This window comes from Fodinibius salsisoli (genome assembly GCF_026229185.1).
Lineage (GTDB): Bacteria > Bacteroidota > Rhodothermia > Balneolales > Balneolaceae > Fodinibius > Fodinibius salsisoli.
On record NZ_JAGGJA010000004.1, the window covers coordinates 171317 to 189006 of the forward strand.

14 protein-coding genes are annotated in these 17690 nt (G+C 44.3%); 7 read left to right on the top strand and 7 right to left on the bottom strand.

All coding sequences use genetic code 11. The annotated features are described in order from the left end of the window. Positions 1-22 precede the first annotated feature (22 nt). Complete coding sequence (locus J6I44_RS07310) at positions 23-3400, top strand: peptidase MA family metallohydrolase (RefSeq protein WP_265765389.1); 3378 nt, start codon at positions 23-25, stop codon at positions 3398-3400. Positions 3401-3503: 103 nt separating this feature from the next. Here the strand turns inward: J6I44_RS07310 and J6I44_RS07315 are convergent, their stop codons facing one another. Genes J6I44_RS07315 through J6I44_RS07330 form a run of 4 tightly spaced genes read right to left on the bottom strand, consistent with a single transcriptional unit; the run spans position 3504 to position 7507 of the window. Next, complete coding sequence (locus J6I44_RS07315) at positions 3504-4811, bottom strand: type IX secretion system plug protein (protein WP_265765390.1); 1308 nt, start codon at positions 4809-4811, stop codon at positions 3504-3506. Next, on the bottom strand, positions 4783-5616 hold the full coding sequence (dapF, locus tag J6I44_RS07320) for a diaminopimelate epimerase (RefSeq protein WP_265765391.1): 834 nt from the start codon (positions 5614-5616) through the stop codon (positions 4783-4785). The genes J6I44_RS07315 and dapF overlap by 29 nt, the downstream gene beginning before the upstream one ends. A gap of 2 nt (positions 5617-5618) precedes the next feature. Beyond that, complete coding sequence (locus tag J6I44_RS07325; protein ID WP_265765392.1) at positions 5619-6836, bottom strand: DNA polymerase III subunit; 1218 nt, start codon at positions 6834-6836, stop codon at positions 5619-5621. A gap of 2 nt (positions 6837-6838) precedes the next feature. Next, complete coding sequence (locus tag J6I44_RS07330) at positions 6839-7507, bottom strand: heme exporter protein CcmB (RefSeq protein WP_265765393.1); 669 nt, start codon at positions 7505-7507, stop codon at positions 6839-6841. 162 nt (positions 7508-7669) lie between these two features. Here J6I44_RS07330 and J6I44_RS07335 point away from each other — a divergent pair, with 162 nt between their 5' ends. From J6I44_RS07335 to folD, 4 genes are all read left to right on the top strand, one after another. Then, positions 7670-8140: a PTS sugar transporter subunit IIA gene (locus J6I44_RS07335; protein ID WP_265765394.1), complete on the top strand. Its 471-nt coding sequence runs from the start codon at positions 7670-7672 to the stop codon at positions 8138-8140. 26 nt (positions 8141-8166) lie between these two features. Then, positions 8167-9636 (top strand): D-alanyl-D-alanine carboxypeptidase/D-alanyl-D-alanine endopeptidase, encoded by a 1470-nt coding sequence (dacB, locus tag J6I44_RS07340; protein ID WP_265765395.1) that lies wholly within the window; start codon positions 8167-8169, stop codon positions 9634-9636. A 6-nt stretch (positions 9637-9642) separates the two neighbouring features. Beyond that, positions 9643-11016 (top strand): sigma-54-dependent transcriptional regulator, encoded by a 1374-nt coding sequence (locus J6I44_RS07345; protein ID WP_265765396.1) that lies wholly within the window; start codon positions 9643-9645, stop codon positions 11014-11016. 74 nt (positions 11017-11090) lie between these two features. Beyond that, entirely contained in the window at positions 11091-11987 is an 897-nt protein-coding gene (gene folD, locus J6I44_RS07350) for a bifunctional methylenetetrahydrofolate dehydrogenase/methenyltetrahydrofolate cyclohydrolase FolD (protein ID WP_265765397.1), read from the top strand. Between the two features lie 18 nt (positions 11988-12005). On the opposite strand, the gene J6I44_RS07355 is transcribed toward folD, so the two are convergent. Beyond that, entirely contained in the window at positions 12006-12296 is a 291-nt protein-coding gene (locus tag J6I44_RS07355) for a hypothetical protein (protein WP_265765398.1), read from the bottom strand. Between the two features lie 222 nt (positions 12297-12518). Here J6I44_RS07355 and J6I44_RS07360 point away from each other — a divergent pair, with 222 nt between their 5' ends. Both J6I44_RS07360 and guaB read left to right on the top strand, forming a co-directional pair. Further along, positions 12519-12848: a hypothetical protein gene (locus J6I44_RS07360; RefSeq protein ID WP_265765399.1), complete on the top strand. Its 330-nt coding sequence runs from the start codon at positions 12519-12521 to the stop codon at positions 12846-12848. Between the two features lie 138 nt (positions 12849-12986). Beyond that, positions 12987-14486, top strand: coding sequence for an IMP dehydrogenase (guaB, locus tag J6I44_RS07365; protein WP_286670490.1), 1500 nt, complete (start codon positions 12987-12989; stop codon positions 14484-14486). A 182-nt stretch (positions 14487-14668) separates the two neighbouring features. On the opposite strand, the gene J6I44_RS07370 is transcribed toward guaB, so the two are convergent. Both J6I44_RS07370 and J6I44_RS07375 read right to left on the bottom strand, forming a co-directional pair. After that, the gene (locus J6I44_RS07370) at positions 14669-15751 is read right to left on the bottom strand and encodes an LptF/LptG family permease (protein ID WP_265765400.1); all 1083 of its coding nucleotides are present in this window, start codon (positions 15749-15751) and stop codon (positions 14669-14671) included. Then, positions 15744-17186 carry an LptF/LptG family permease gene (locus J6I44_RS07375; RefSeq protein ID WP_265765401.1) on the bottom strand — a complete coding sequence of 481 codons (1443 nt, stop codon included), beginning with the start codon at positions 17184-17186 and terminating at the stop codon, positions 15744-15746. The genes J6I44_RS07370 and J6I44_RS07375 overlap by 8 nt, the downstream gene beginning before the upstream one ends. Positions 17187-17690: the final 504 nt, after the last annotated feature.

A 17690-nucleotide genomic window follows, 5' to 3' on the forward strand; every position in this document is an offset into this window, starting at 1 on the left:
TGGTAAAAAGAGGACATTCATTATGGATAAATCACAATCTGTACGCAGGTTATTCGCAGGGCTCTTTTTGATAGCACTTATTGCGGGTTTGGCTGGAGAGGTCAACGCCCAATATTTTTCGTTCGGCAAAAACAGAGTCCAGTATGATAACTTTGACTGGAGATATATACAGTCAGAGCATTTTGATGTGTACTATTACACCTCTCAAAACTATGACCTGGCCAATTTTACGGCTACCTCTTTAGAGGCTGCACTTCAGCAGCTTCATGAAGATTTTGATCATCAGATTGCCGATCGTATCCAGGTGATCATCTACGATTCCCATAATGATTTCTCCCAAACCAACGTGGTGCCTCTGCCTGTTGATGCTGAAGGAATTGGTGGAGTTACGGATGCCTATAAAAATCGTATCACCATGCCGTTTAATGGTAACTTTACAGAATTCCGGAGCACACTTCACCACGAGCTGGAACATGCCGTAATCAACGATATGTTTTACGGAGGGACGGTCCAGTCGCGCCTTAGTGGGAACGCGCTGCAAATCCCCCTCTGGTTTAACGAGGGAATGGCTGAATTTACCTCCATCGGATGGGATACCAACACGGATATGTGGATTCGGGACGCCATAATTAATGACTATTTACCGCCGATTCCACGATTGGGAGGTTATTTCGCTTATCGCGGAGGACAGTCGGTCTGGAACTTCATTGCTGAAGAATACGGACGCCAGAAAATTACCGAGATTATCCAGACGATGAAAAATCAGCGGAGTGTGGAACGCGCTTTTACCCGTACCACGGGCTACACGGTTGAAGAGTTATCCGAACAGTGGCGCGACTTTTATCGCAAACGATATCTGCCGGAAGTCGCAAATAGGGAAAATATTGACGACTTTGGTGAATTAATAACCGAGCGAGGCAAATTCGGTACCTACAATACCAGCCCGGCCGTATCTCCACAAGGAGATAAAATTGCGATGATCACCAACGAGCGTGGCTATTTTGATGTAGTGGTTATCAGCGCGCTGACGGGTGAAAAGTTAAAAACTGTTATTAAGGGAGAAGATGACCTTAATTTTGAGGAACTGAATATTTTAAACCCGAATTTAACCTGGTCGCCGGACGGTCAGAAAATTGCTCTTTCGGCAAAATCAAAAGGGGACGATAATCTGGCCATTGTCGATTATAATACCGGTAAAGTACAGATGATAAAGTTTCCCAAGCTGGATGCCATCGGCTCTGTTTCATGGTCGCCGGACGGCGATAAAATTGCCTTTGATGGAAATATCGGGCCGTTTCAGGATATTTATGTTTACAACTTGCAAACACAGGATTTCAACAATGTGACAAACGATGTAATCTCTGATTATCAGCCAGCCTGGGGCAGTGATTCAGAAACGCTCTATTTTGTATCGAGCAGGGGAGATGAAGTAAGCTTGAACAACGTCAAAAATACGGCTCGTCTTTTAATAGATGATGACCTGTATAGCACCGATATTTATGCCGTTACTATTGGTTCTTCTCGGGCGCAGCGGCTAACGAAGACTCCCAAGTGGAATGAAAAGCAGCCGGTAACAACCCAGGATGGAAAACTCTTTTTTATTTCCGATGAAAACGGTATTCCAAATGTATATCAGATGAATTTAAGTGATCGGACTACAGCCGCATTGACGGATCTGCAGACCGGTATTCAGCAAATGTCCGTTAGCGCTGATGGCAGCCGTCTGGCGGTAAATACCGTTAATGAGGGGGCGTTGGATATCTACATGGTTCGCTCACCGCTGTCTCGAAAAAAAGATCAGCCTCTTGAACCCAACCAGTGGGCTCAACGCCGTGCCCAGGAAACGGAAGCCGAACGTGTGCCGGCCACCATGTATGTGCGTCAGATGCTTACCACTTCAGCCCTTGATTCAACCAGTCTTTCAGAAGCTGTTGCCGACCAAGTAGTCCAGCGAGAGCCCAAAGAAGCTATTGTCGATACGGTAAGTGCTACAGAATCCAATACTTCAATGGATGATCAAATAGCTGATGCACAGGCAGATACTTCAGATGAAGAGGGCACCAATTCTGATAATATCGATTTCCGTAACTATGTATTCGACTCTTCCGTCGAAGATGACTCTGTTTTTGCAGCCAAATACCTCGATAAGTCAAAGTTTGATCTGGAAGGCAACCGCACGAACGATGGCCGCTATGTTCCCAAGGATTACCGGCTCAAATTTACCACCGACCTAGTGTATGCCGGCGGTAGCTTTTCAACTTATTATGGCACCTATGGGTTGACTCAAATCGTATTCAGTGACTTGTTGGGGAATCACCAGATCTCCTTTGGAAGTAACCTGAACTTTGACCTGCGTAACAGCAGCTACTTCTTACAGTATGCCTACCTGGAGAACCGAACCAACTGGCTGTTTAATTTTTTCCATAACTCCAGCAGCTACCAGGATTTCTCTGGGCAACTCTATCGCTTCCGTTCGTACGGTGGCGCTATTAACCTGCAGTATCCTATCGACAAGTTTCGGCGTGTGGATGTAGGACTTTCAGCTATTGGATTAGCGCAGGATTACTCTGTAGCATTTTCTGATCGGACTGAAAATGAGACCTCCAGCTTTTTGTATCCGCAGATAACCTATACCAGTGACCGAACGTTACAGGGATATATAACTCCAGTTTCCGGCTCTCGGTATTCGATAAGCCTCACAGCCAGTCCGCCTATAACATCAGCGACACCGCAATTCGCATCGGTGCTGGCTGATTATCGCAAATACTTTAATTTAGGTGCAAACGGTCGCTACTCAGTTGCTCTGCGTGGATCGGGGGCGGCGTCTTATGGGCGAGATTCACAAACCTACTTTATGGGGGGCATGCTGGGCTGGATTAACCAGAAATGGGCGGGTAATTCTCTTCCATTGGATCGGTTAGGTGATACTTTCTTTACTACACCAGCCATCCCGCTACGGGGACATCCGTACAATACCATGTATGGAGATAAATTTAGCTTGGTGAATGCCGAATTTCGATTCCCGCTTTTTGCAGCAATCTTACCCGGGCCTATCCCTATTTTGCCGCTATATAATTTAACCGGGGTCGCATTCTTTGACGCCGGTATGGCGTGGGGACAAGATGTGTTGTTTCAAGGAAGTCAAAGCAATCAGTCCATCGTATTAAATGACAGTGAGCTTGATTTCAGAGTGAGTCAACCTGTAGAACGGACTTTCCAGACCGACGGAGGAACAGCTTCTATTGAAGTTAAAGATGGAGATATCCTGATGGGGGCCGGTTTTGGCCTGCGTACTATCCTGTTTGGATTTCCACTGCGATATGATGTAGGTTGGCCTTACTATCGTGATGGCTTCGAAGGAGATCCAATTCACTATATTTCTATCGGAATTGATTTCTAAAACAAAATTTAGCTTAGTATAGAATTTATTATTTCCCCGGTACTTTTAAAGTGCCGGGGATTTTGTTTGCTATATATAGCAATTCCATTTGTAATCGTCCCGGCTATGGTTTCAAAGCGCGATGAACTTTGAGCAATCTGTCAAAGTTTTGGTCTGGATCTTTAAAATAGACGAACGTTAAGTATTCCTGCTGTCTGGTGAAAAAGTTTGGATCAAGGTTGAGGATTTTGATCGAACTTTCCTGCTCCAAAACATATATATAGCCATATTTCCCCTGTTTAATAAGGGCTTTGCCTTCCCAAAGTCTATTATCAGGGTTAAACTGCATTTTGTTGAAATCAGAGAGCATCCAGTTGTTAAAATCGCCTATGATATAGATATCATCTGTGGGTGCGATCTCCCGACTCGTTTCCAGAGAAAAATGCACCATTGCATATCGGCTGCTTCTATTATGTAATGCAAAGCCAATGTCTTCGCCAGGTAATAATGGAGGCTTAGTGCTTAGACCTTGAACATCTCTGCGCAGGGTAACGGTTGGAGGTATCGTCTCGGGTTGAAACTCCAATACCTGGCGGCCATCCAGAGTAAAACTTTCTAGGTTAAGGAGCTGAAAGGGATAATCTGATACAAAGGTATTATCACGGTTGAGTTCTGCGGTTAACTGTCCCGGAGTTGAGGTATTTAAGAAGTCGGCAGCTCTCATGCGCCCCCAAAATTGATTTTGTACATAAGAGACAGACAAATCGAACTGTGGAAATTCTACCATTGAAGGGTAGCGGTAGGTGCTGAAGAGCTGGTTAATTGAGCGACCATCGCTGCGTTGAGCAAAAAGAGTCTCTGCTCTTGTTTGGAGCGCCCCCTTATTTTCACTTATAAAAAAAGGCATTGAAAATAGAAGCTGATCGTCCCGGTAACTATAAACTTCAATTAGGTAGTTACCACTTACTATGGGGCGTAAATTATCGTTGGGAAAGTGGTATTCTACATGCTGGTACGTGGGGTCATTGGCCGTACTTTGTTGTGATTTTTGGATGTAGGTCTGGAAAAAGCTGTCCATGTAGGTGGAGATAGGGATACTGCTTTCTTTCCAGTCACGGCTCCGATGGGAGATTTCAATGCGGAATTGTCGACTTTGTTGGCTTAAATAATCAAAGGAGAGGGTGAGCTGGTTATTGCTGCCAAGGGTAATGATTGGGGGCTTTCCTGGTTGTTCTTTGGGATAAAGTTGGATGGCCTGAATCTCTCTGGGAGGCGATTTCTGTTCAGCTAATGCAAATGGCAGCTGACTATAGAGACTACTTTGCCCCTGGGGAGATCCGGAGGTAGATTCGAGAGAGGAACAGCTGGCTAAACAGACCAGTAACATAGATAGCCAAAAGATATTATCCAGGATACGAACCTTTAAAGACAAAATGAGCAGGTCCCTCGAGTTTGAGGTTAGAATATGTCTTTGTCTGCGGATCAAAAGAAAAGTCGACCTGGAGTTTGCCTCCTTTCGTCAAAACATCAAAAGAATAGTCGGTGTCCATTTCGTTTTGCCAGTAATGCCAGGCCAGGGCAGAAGCAATGGCCCCGGTTCCACAGGCAAGGGTTAAATCCTCAACGCCCCGTTCGTACGTCTGGAGCTGAACGGTCGTTTCATCTTTACCATTGATAAAATTCACGTTAGTCCCCTTGGGCTCAAAATGGGAGTGATAGCGGAGCTCAGATCCTTGCTCACATAGCCGATCTTCCTTCTCCAGATGTTCGGCATCACTCTGGAGAACAATATGCTCGGTACCCGTGTGGAGAACCAAAATCTGTTGCCCTTCGATGGTTACTTCCTCAATTGAGGTTTTGACGGGAAATGAGATTTGGACACTGTTTTTATCCTGGATGCTGGCTTCATACAATACATCATGAACATTGAAGATATGTTCTCGGGGAAAGCCAGCTTCATGCGCAAAGAGTGATAAACAGCGTGCCCCGTTGCCGCACATGCCGGCATCGCTGCCGTCGGCATTACGATAAAACATGGTGTAATCGGCCTGATTATGCTCGGCAGGCAATAGAACCAGAAGTCCATCGGCACCGATACCAAATCGGCGATCACAAAGGTTGGGGGTTTTAGCAATCAACTCTTGCTTGCTAAAGTGTCCTTTACGGTTATCAATGACCACAAAGTCGTTGCCGGCTCCCTGCATTTTAGTAAATGGGATGTTGGTCTTGTTATCCATAATCATTCAGAGAAAGCGGGTAAATGTTTAAAGGGCTCGTTATCAGCTATTTCAGGGTCAAGGTCGCGCATTAAGTTAGAGAAACGCAGGGCCAGCGCTGTAAAAACGAGTTTGCCCTGTACATTTTGATACAACATGGGTTTACATTTATTAATTTCTTCTATCATCGCTTCCAGGCGGGCCCCTTCTAACGTCTTACAGAATTTTTGAATTACATCCAGCTGGTCAGCATTGGTCACCAGGGTAGCATTTTCTGTGGAGCGATAGACCAGAAGATCTCTGAGAAAAACTTCCAGCACATTCAGGATGGCAATCTGGCCTTCAATGTTTTGATTTTTCTGCCAATTCTGCGCGTTTTCCGTGATTTGTACAGCATCCTGTACGTAGGAGGCCCGGAGGTAATCGATCACTTCCTGACGCAAACTTTTGAGTTGCTTGGCATCAAAAAAGCGGGTCATCGTATAATTTCCCCCAGATACCCGGGCAAGATAGCTGGCATCGTCTTTGGCAAGCTCGTCATGCTCTATCAAGGCCTGCTCAATTTCTTGTGTTTTAAGAGTCGACAACTGGATGTGCTGGCAACGCGAAATGATAGTGGGCAATAAGGCCTCAGAGTGGCTGGTCGTAAGCAAAAAGATTAAGTCTTCAGAAGGTTCCTCCAGCAGTTTCAAGAAAGAGTTAGCGGCCTCTTTGCGCATGTGCTCTATACCTGTAAGTACAATAATATTTTTGCGGCCTTCATTCGGTTTGTAGCGAGCAGCCTTCCGAATATATTCCCGAAAATACTTAATCGGATAAAAGGCCTGCAGGTTTTTGGAACTATCATCGTCCGTAAGTGAGGGACGCTGACTAAAGTCTACCACTTCATAAGGATCATCACGAAGCATCTCGAGCCTGGGCCGTAGTTCTTTTTCGACATTTTTGTTGCGTATGGCACTTGTGGGAACGGGCAAAAAAAGGTGGATATCCGGATGTGAAAACCAAGACGACTTTTTAGAAAACGCCTGTGCCCCCAACTGGGTCAGGTTATCGACCCCATTGATTAGTTCAGCAAAAGCCAGGGCAAACGCTTTTTTCCCGATACCCGGAGGTCCGGAAAAAAGATAGGCGTGACTAATACGGCCCGATTGTATAATGCGTTCAATCTGCTCGCGGGCAAATTGTTGACCGACCAGTCGTTGATCTCCGAAATTAAATGAGAGGTTGTTAAATGCTGTCATAATTATTCTTCCCAAATATAGTCAAAAAGTAAAATGCCTGCTGTTATAGTTGTCCCTACGTAGCCCACTAAAGCCCAACAGTCGTTGAGATAATTTTCGGAAAAGTCATTAAGAAGGGCTGCTTTGGTTAACTGCACCAAGATCAGAATAAGAGGAAACAGCAACGGAATGCTCAGCACCGAAAAGATGGCTCCTTTGCGATCGGCTTGAGAGACGATGGCGCCGAGCATGGTAGCCACGCTTGAAAGCCCTGCTGTGCCCAGCAGTAAAATTATTAAAAAGGCACCTGCATCGGCAATAGAAATTCCCAACAGAAAAATATATCCTATAAACGTGGCAAGATTAACTGTTAACGTAAAAAGATAATTGAAGCACAGCTTTCCCAGAAAAACATGAGCCGCACGGCTGTGTAAACGCAACAGATTATAGGTTCGTTTATCAGTTTCCATCACAAATGAGCGCGAGAGGCTGGATAAGGCGGCAAAGAGTATCACAATCCAGACTAACCCACTTTGGGGAGCGGGCGGCAGTTCTTTGGCCCTGAGAGCAAAAAGTATGAGCAGCAGAGCGGCTCCTACAAAGGCCAGAACCGTATTAAAGGCATACCGAGAGCGCAGCTCCGTTTGTATATCTTTCGTAAGTATCGCGATAATTCCATTGAATAAATGCATCAAGGGAGTTTACAAAATTTGTGGAGAAGTATTAAGGGCATTGCCATTTTAAGAAAGATAAAAAAATGTAGATTAGCGGGGTAATGGAGTTGTATCAGAAGCTAAACGATGAGTATATTTGAACAGCATATGAAATAGATAAACCATTAGTCATTTTTCCGTATGAATATCTTCAGCTTGTTGGAATCTCAAACTGTTTTGCCTAACCTGGATGTAAAAGACAAGACTGAAATATTACACCGATTGGTTGCGGCATTGGAGGGTAAAGTATCAGAAGAAGCATCTGAGAAGATTTTAAAGGCGGTCATTGAGCGAGAAGAAATTATGTCTACAGGTGTTGGAAAAGGGCTGGCTATACCGCATGGTAAAACTGCAGCAGTGGAGCAGACCTATGCTGCATTTGCGGTCTTAAAGGAACCGGTCGATTATGAGGCTATTGATCATAAGCCGGTTAATATGGTTTTCCTGTTGGTAGGCCCACAGTCGAGTAACAGTTTGCATATCAAGATGTTAAGTCGTATTTCAAGGTTAATGAATAACAGTGACTTCCGGAAACGATTGCGGGAGTGTACTACATCAGAAGAGATTATAGAGCAGTTCAAAAATGAAGAGCAAGTATCATTGAGCAGGTGACTAAACCTTAACAAATCATCTTATAAATGTTTGCCAGAAAGTCTATTTGTATAGCTTGGGCTACGTGTGTGTTATGGTCGGCAGGGGGCGTCGACGTAAAGGGACAGAACATTATTTTTTCTCCGGAAATTGTTCAAACCATCGAGAACAGCAAGGCCCATGATGCGTTTTGGTCGGTAATAGTGCGAGATTCAACCGGAAATATTTTAGACGGATATAATTTTGATAAAAATGTTCGGCCGGCCTCTAATCTTAAGCTATTAACTTCAGCCATGATTCTTAATGAGCTGGAACCGAATTTTACATATCACACCAAGCTTTATGGGGTGGGAATACAGGCTGGCAATGTTTGGAAAGGCGATATTATTATTCGCGGCAGTGGAGATCCATCGATTAGTGGAACATTTTACCATAAAGACCGTTTCCATGTCTTTGAAAAGTTCTACCAGGCCTTAGATTCATTGGGAATCAAACAGATTGACGGCTCACTTATTGGCAATGATTCTTATTTCGACCAACAGGTGTATCCCAAAGGGTGGAGCTGGGATGATCTCTCATTCTATTATGGAGTAGAGGTTAACGCTCTTTCATTTAATGAAAATGCAGTTGATCTTCGGGTCTATGCGAAGAATCGCATTGGCGAAAAACCCGATATAGAATGGTTCCCCTTTGATACCGATTATGTAGATTTTGTAAATGAGCAGATTATAACGCCTTCCAATTCTGAATATGATGAATCATATCGACGGATAATGGGCACTAATACCATCTTGTTACGTAGCAGTCTTCCACAAAATTATGTGGAAAAAGAATCGTTGTCTATTCTGGATGCTCCCCGCTTTTTTGTAGATACCTTTAAAAAGTATCTGGAACAAGGTGGAATTAAGTTAACGGAACCGATCGTGGTTGAAAGTAATTCCCGAAACTGGAAGGAAAGCCGATATAAAGTGTTGAAGGAGCATCAATCGGTCTCCCTTCATAAGTTGTTGGAACCGATGAATAAGGAGAGTAATAACTTTTACGCTGAAATGTTATTGAAAACAGCCGCTGCTGAGCATTATGATACGCCCGGAAGCACCGAACTGGGAGTTAGTTTGATCGAGAGCTTTGCGGAAAGTATGGATATGAACGAAGATGATTTAGTACTTAGTGATGGTTCGGGCTTGGCTTCCTCAACATTACTGAAGATCGAAGGATTAAGTAAAATGATGGTGAAAATGCGTTCTAACCCCTATTTTAAGGCATATAAAAACAGTCTTGCGATAGCCGGCAAAGATGGTACCTTAGAGCACCGTTTCAACAATACGCCGGTTGAGGGTCGACTTTACGGAAAATCCGGTTATATCTCAGGTGTTCGGGCTTTAAGCGGATATTTGGAGGCCGCATCCGGTCAACCTCTTGTAGTTAGCGTTATAACCAATAATTATACTGAATCCACTTCCTATATTGATAGCATTCAGGAAGAAATAGTTCAGAAAATTTATCATAAGTATTAGCAACTGATGAGTAAACAGAAGCCGAAAATATTGGTAACGGATGATGAGAAAAGCATCCGCAATACTCTTCGCGAGATTCTCGAATTTGAAGATTATGAGGTGCGCGAGGCTGAAAATGGCAAGCAGGTTTTTGACTTATTAACTGAGCAGTCCTTTGATCTGATGCTTCTTGATATCAAGATGAAGGGCATGGACGGGATGGAAATTCTAACCAAGCTGAAGGACAAGGGCTACCATTTTCCGGTTATCATGATCTCGGGACATGGAAATATTGAGGTTGCGGTCGAAGCAACCAAAAAAGGAGCCTTCGACTTTATTCAAAAACCGCCAGACCTCAACAGGTTGCTGGTGAGCGTCCGGAATGCGTTGGACCAACGGTGGTTATCGGAAGAAAACAGGACCATACGATCACGCCTGCCCAAGGTACCGGAGATTATCGGTGAGAGCAGTTCTATTCAAAAAATAAAGAATACCATTGACAAAGTTGCTCGCACAAACTCAAGAGTGATGGTGACGGGCGAAAATGGTACGGGAAAAGAATTGGTTGCCCGGTGGATCCATGAGAAAAGTCAACGAAGTGAGAATACATTTGTAGAAGTTAACTGTGCCGCCATACCGAAAGATTTGCTTGAAAGTGAACTTTTTGGCCATGAAAAAGGGGCTTTTACGGGTGCAAGTAGCCAACGTATTGGTAAGTTTGAACAGGCTGACGGCGGGACCCTTTTTCTCGACGAGATTGGAGATATGAGTGCCGAGGCGCAGGCCAAAGTGTTGAGAGCGCTGCAGGAAAATGCGATAGTCCGCGTAGGCGGCACAGAAAAGATATCGGTTGATGTCCGCGTCATTGCAGCAACGAATAAAGATTTATTGGATGGGATCGAAACCGGTGAATTTCGGGAAGACCTATACCACCGGCTCAATGTGATCCCTATCCATGTGCCCCCGTTGCGCGAACGCCGTGAAGATATACCGGCTTTGGCGCAAAATTCACTCAGACAGTTAGCAGAAAACGATATCATGTTTTCAGGCATTAATTTTACGGATGAAGCTTTGAAGGCACTTCAGGAGAAGCAATGGTCCGGTAATGTACGAGAGCTTCAAAATGCCGTAGAAAGGCTGGGGTTATTGGCCGAAGATTCCACCATTAACCAAGACGATGTCTCGGGTTTGACACTCACTGGAAGCAGAAAGTCTGGCGGTGTTGATAGCTTACTCGATACAAACGATACATTTCAAGGTTTTAAAGAATCTGCAGAACGATTATTTTTGCTCCGCAAGCTCGAAGAAAACGACTGGAATATTTCACAGACAGCCGAAGCAATCGATATTCAGCGAAGCCATATGTATAATAAGATGAAAAAATACGATATCGAACGATAAATATTCGATTCCCGATTTCGGCAGGCTAATCAGAACTTCTTATAACTCACCACTCAAGAATCACTACAAATACGATGTCCGCAAAAATTATTGACGGTAGAAAAGTAGCAGCAATAACCAGAGATGAAGTTCGCCAGGATGTCGAAGATTGGGTCGCTGGTGGCCATGCACCACCCTTTCTTCAGGTTATATTGGTCGGTAATGATCCCGCTTCCAATGTTTATGTAGGGGCCAAAACCCGGGCCTGCAAAGAAGTGGGTATTGAAACCGATACCCACCGGTTGCCGGATACTATTTCGGCCAAAGAGCTTAAAAAAACAATTTATAAGTATAATCAGGATGATTCGGTAGATGGGTTATTGGTTCAGTTGCCGTTGCCGTCTCATCTTTCTTCCAAGGATGTTATCGAAGCCATTGATCACCGCAAAGATATTGATGGATTCCATCCGATGAATGTAGGCCGGCTTACTGTTGGCCAACCCAGTTTTCGTTCCTGTACCCCTGCAGGTATTTTTGAGCTTTTCAAGTATTACAGTATTCCAACCAAAGGGAAGCATGCGGTTGTCGTCGGGGCGAGTGATATTGTGGGTCGGCCCATGTCCGTGATGCTTTCCAAAGAAGATTCCGAAGGAAAAGCGACCACTACGATTTGCCATAAATATACCAAGGATCTCACAGCACATACTATTGCTGCTGACATTTTAGTTGTGGGAGCAGGCCAGCCCAACCTCATTAAAGGAGAGATGGTTAAAGAAGGAGTGGTTGTAATAGACGTGGGTATAAATCGTGTAGCGGATGAAACCAAGGAAAAGGGATACAGTCTGGTAGGCGACTGCCACTATGAAAGTGTTAAGGAAAAGGCCAGCTGGATTACTCCGGTTCCTGGTGGAGTAGGTCCTATGACAGTTGCTATGTTGATGAAAAACACGCTCTTAGCCGCCAAAAAATCGATCTATCCCGACAATGGATAATTGAGGCGTCGGCTCATTTTATAAACACTGATCAGGGTTATCAGGATCTATAACACAACTGTCAGACTGCATCCGGTAGCTGAGGAGGAGATCTTGGTGCAGGGTTTCTAAGAAGTCATCAATCTCACCTTCCGATTTCCATACTTCATGTCCATCCGTTAGGATAGGAAGGCTATATGTTCTGAGTTTTTGTGGAAGGGAGGTAGCGTTATCAACCGTTATTAATTTATGAGCGACAACCATCTCTTCCAGTTTACGTTCCACACGCTTGGTAAAGATGTCAGAGGTATCTTTATAAAACTTTAGCATGTCGATGCTTCAATAAGGGGTTGGGTTTTATAGCAGTTCCTGCCTACTATCTGACAATATACATTCTTCGATACAATACTGCCAAAAAATGGGCCGCCTTACCCATCTTTATGGAGGCTTATTTATACGATAGATATTTATTTTAATAAAGGGGTGACATATAGGTGTCACTCAGGCTGATTACCTTAAAATTGAAGATTAATTAAACAAAGGAAATCAGTCATGAATACAGCAGTCAATATTGCCGATACACAATCAGTAAAAAGTATGGAACCTGTGCTTCGCAGAGTGTTGCAGGATGCGGAGCAAGAGCATAAAGAATTGCAGCAGATCTTTACCCTGATGGGATGGGGTGGGCTGCCGGATGCACTAAAAATGGAAATCAAGGATGATGTAACTGCAATGGTCAGAGAACTCAAAGGTCATTATTCCAGCTGTGACCCTCATGTCGCTCGCCGCCGAGAGCGTGTCGTCTATTGGGTTGAATGTTTCAAAGATGATGTATGCAGCCTCGAAACGGCTATTGAAGCCTTAAAAGTCCGCAGTCTGTGAATAAAAGGATTTAGAGAGGAGGCGCAGCTTGGGCGACAGGCGCAAATGTGAGTGATTTGGACTGGCAGTAAATTTTTTAGAAATTCTGTTAAGCAGGTCGCTCACATTTTTTTTATCTTTGCCCAAACCTGAATCCCAATGATTGCAGACCCAGAAATCATGCATAATTCCTCTCCCTTCGATAAAGTTACACGCCAAGGACTAACCTATGATGATGTACTGTTGGTGCCGGCCTATTCGCAAACTCTGCCACGCGACGCAGATACCAGTGTTGACCTGACGCCTAACCTGACGCTCAACGTGCCCGTTATCAGTGCGGCTATGGATACCGTTTCCGAGTTCAGATTAGCAATTGCGCTGGCCCGGGAAGGTGGCATTGCTATGCTTCATAAAAATATGTCGATACAGGATCAGGCAGACCAGGTGCGTATGGTCAAGAGGAGTGAGAGTGGTATGATCGTGGATCCGGTTACCCTGGGCAAGGATTCTACGGTTCGAGAGGCGCGTTCGCTGATGAAGAAGCATAAAATTGGGGGCATTCCCATCATTAAGGATGACCAGACGCTTATCGGTATCGTAACGAATCGAGATTTACGGTTTGAGCATTATGTGGATAAAAAGCTGAGTACCATCATGACTACCGAAAATCTGGTAACAGCGCGGGAAGGGACGACACTGGAAGAGGCTGAAAAGCTGCTGCAGGAGCATAAAGTGGAAAAATTACCTATCGTAGATGATGATCATAAGCTGGTGGGGCTCATCACATTCAAGGATATTGAGAAGAAAATGAATTACCCCAATGCCTGTAAAGACGAGATGGGCCGTCTGCGCGTTGGGGCAGCTGTGGGGGTCACCGCCGATACCATGGAACGAGTAGAAGCCCTTGTTGATTCCGGGGTAGATATTGTTACAGTTGATACGGCTCACGGCCATTCGTCCGGGGTATTGGATATGGTCAAAAAAATTAAATCAACCTTTCCGGACCTGGATCTTATTGCTGGCAATATCGCCACCCGCGATGCTGCCGAAGCATTAGTAGAAGCCGGGGCAGATGTTATCAAAGTAGGGGTTGGGCCCGGGTCCATTTGTACTACCCGTGTAGTGACGGGCGTTGGCGTTCCACAGCTTAGCGCAGTGATGGAGGTAGCAGAATACGCAAATAAAGCAGGCGTTGGGCTCATTGCCGATGGAGGAATTAAGCAAACTGGTGATATCCCCAAAGCTATTGCAGGCGGGGGACATGCTGTTATGATGGGATCGATGTTTGCCGGAGTGGATGAAAGTCCGGGTGAGACAATCATATACGAATCACGAAAGTATAAGTCTTACCGTGGAATGGGCAGTATCGGAGCCATGGAGAAAGGGTCTAAGGATCGCTATTTCCAGGATGTAGAAGATAACATTAATAAATTGGTGCCCGAAGGTATTGAAGGGCGCGTACCTTATAAAGGATACCTGAGTGAAATCGTACACCAGATGGTCGGTGGACTGCGGGCAGCTATGGGATATGTAGGAGCTGCCAATATAGCTGATCTTCAACAGGCAGAATTTGTACAGATTTCTTCTGCGGCCTACAAAGAAAGTCATCCGCATTCGGTACAAATTACAAAAGAAGCCCCCAACTATTCTGTAAGCTAATAGGGAAAAAAGCTTACCACGTTAAATTTTATTTAGATGCTAATATTGGGTTTTATGCCCGATCTTCAGTGGGATGTCTGCTCTTTTACTCCGGAAGTAAAGGACGACCGGGGCTTACGCTTCTCAGCCGATAAGATAGCCCAACCACTCACCGATTATAATCTGGTGGTCGGTCCCAAGAATTATTTTCGGGCATTAAAGAGTGCTCCGATGCCTACAAGCAGGAAAAAGAGGTGAGGCAGGATTGCCGCCAGCAGCGGAGGAATTTCTCCTGTTCCGCCAAATGGTTCAATTACTTTCATCATGACCAGGTAAATGAAGCTTACTGCAAATCCGGCTGCAATATAAAATCCTTTGCCCCCTGCCCGGCGCACCGATGCAAGGGCGAAGCCAACAATTAGGACCACAATCATCGAAAAGGGATAGGCGTACCGGCCATAAAGCTTTACTTTGGGTGATTCCACATTGCCGGCCCCACTGCGTTCAATAGATTGGATGTAGTTGCGTGCCTCGGGATACGTTAACTGGTAAATATCGGAAGTAGTCCGGGCAAGGTCGCGAGGGTAGATATTAAGTGTGGTATCCATCGAATCGACATGGACATGTTTATACCCCAACGGTGTTAAAATACGTTTGTCAATTCCTTTGAGTTTCCATTGTTTTTCTTCTTCTACCCAGGTCATCCGCTGAATATACATGGTTTCGGAGACGCTGTCACCGGCAAAAGTAGTGGCATCTACGCGATATCCCGTTTTCTCATCGGGATTAAAATAACCAATCTTAAAGATGGTATCGTCCGATTCTTGTCTGAATAGTTGGTTTCGGTCCATTTTTTCCGACTTTCCATCCAGGTATTTTGCTTCAAAAGCAATCCGCTTTTCATTCGCATCTGGTATCAGAAAGCCATCGACATAACTCATAATTCCTGTAACCATAAAACCAACTATCAAGTAAGGAACAAGCAACCGATAAAGACTAATACCTGCTGCTTTAAGAGCTATTATTTCGAGACGTTCCGCCATCTGTCCGGTAAGAAAAAGGCACGCGATAAAAACAGCCACAGGTACGATAAGCCGGATGATTTCCGGTATATAATTTAAATAATAGACCCCAAAAATTTGGGTAAAAGTGGCACCGCGATCGGTAAACTCCTCGCTATGCTCTGAAAAGTCTATGACGACAAAGATAAATATCAGCACCATGAGCACAAAAATTGTGATGGCAAGCAAACGGGTGATGATATATCGGTCAAACTTTTTAATCACGGTTTTTCCAGAGGTTTGAAATTTTTAATGAGGTAGATACCCTTATGATCAGGTAAATACCGATGATTCCAAGCACAATATTTGAAAACCACATACCGGTTGCAGGAGCGATAAAAAGCCGATCAGCAAGTTTCTCGCCCTGAATAATAGAAATCCAGTAGATGGTAAGAAATACAGCACCGATGAGTGCAGCGTAGCCAATGTTTCCTTTTCGGGTGAACATGCCAATAGGAGCTCCTAACAACACGAAGATAATGCAGGCAAAAGGAATAGAGAATTTCTTGTGAATCTCTACAAGGTATCGCGCAATTTTACTTATCCGCCATTCTGTGTCAACGGCCAAGTCTTCAAACAGAGAACGATAGCTCCTCAGTTTGGAGAGGGTAAGGTCATGCAGTGAAAGCTGTTGAGATCTGGAATCAAAAAGTGCATTAAGAGCCAGGTATTGGCTTTCATAAGGTGGGCTTTTTAACGAATCCGGCTTTGATTGGAAACGGCGCGTATAGCGCTCGCGTTCAACATCTTCTCTGGGTGGGGGAGTAATGTAGCTATTGATTCCTAAAATACGGTTTTTCTGATCCTCAATTTCCATATTAAGAGAATCGACCACTGCCTGCATTGCCTGTACATTCATCGTACGATCGTTGCGGGAGCGGTCTTGTGGATTAGATCTGGAAAAGGCCATTTCTGAAAGATCAAAACTAATGCGGTAGCGATTGAAGGCCGTTTTTTCGAGAACGGTGATTTTTCTGCCATCCTTACGGCGATCAAGGTATCGTAGAATCGAACCATCTTGCAAAAAGAGCGTCATGGTTTGGCCAGTGCTGTCACTTTCCAGCTGTCCCTCTTGGGCCTTAATAATAGCTTCCTTACGGTTATTATCCGGTTGTTGGTAGATGGTGACATTGCGGAGCGAATCTGATTCATCGGTCATATCCTGTACAAGAAACGTATAGCCGTCAATGCCTTTGTAGAATTCTCCAGGCTTTAAATCAAATCCCGGTTTTTTAAGTCGAATATCTAAAAAAAGCGATCGTGCTTTCTGATTGGCATCGGGCAACACATCGTTCGAGAACCAAACCAGAAATACGGAAAGAAGAATGCCTGTGATAAGCACCGGTCGGACAATATGTATGGGATTAATTCCGGCCGCTTTGAGGGCTGTCAGCTCATTGAGTTCTGTTATCTTGCCGAAGGCCATAAGGCAGGCTACTAATACGGCCATAGGCATGGCCAGTACCACCATAGAGGCAAGATTGGTGATGATAAGCTCTACAATGACTCCAAACGGCAGTCCCTTGCCAACCAGCAGATCAATATATAAGATAAGGAACTGCATAAGAAGCAAGAACATCAGGGAGATAAAACATAATACAAAAGGTCCCAGATGACGCTTCAGTACATCAAGTTGTAACTTATTAGGTAAAAAATGCATAGGTATTATTCGTTGAGCAAGCTTTAAATTACATCTCTGTGCGATTTTTACAAAACGCTTTCTGCATCAAAACCAGCTTCTTTACGATTAGGATTTTTAGAACTGCATCTGCATGGGTTGGCATGAACGACTTCAATTGTAGAGTTATCAGAAGACTGTTATTATTATCTGTTAATATTTTAAACTCACAGAGATCAAGATATATTACCTTGGCCAAGGGCATGAATCGTTATTATTAACGGGTTCATCAGGATGTGTTATTTTGGGCCAGCAAAAAAGCTATGCTAAATGTAGTGGGCCAGGTGTTTTTACTTTTCCCAAAAAAGATTAATCTTATAAAAAGTTTATTACCTTTTATTATCGAGGTAAGTGCCTGCTATTCAGTTCTATAGCATAGCATTATGTATGATTGATTTTGGCAGCGCACTGAAATCTTGAGCGAATGGCCGGGGAGTGAACATAATGTTAGACCTAATCACAACAGATAAGGAGCAGCGTATAGAA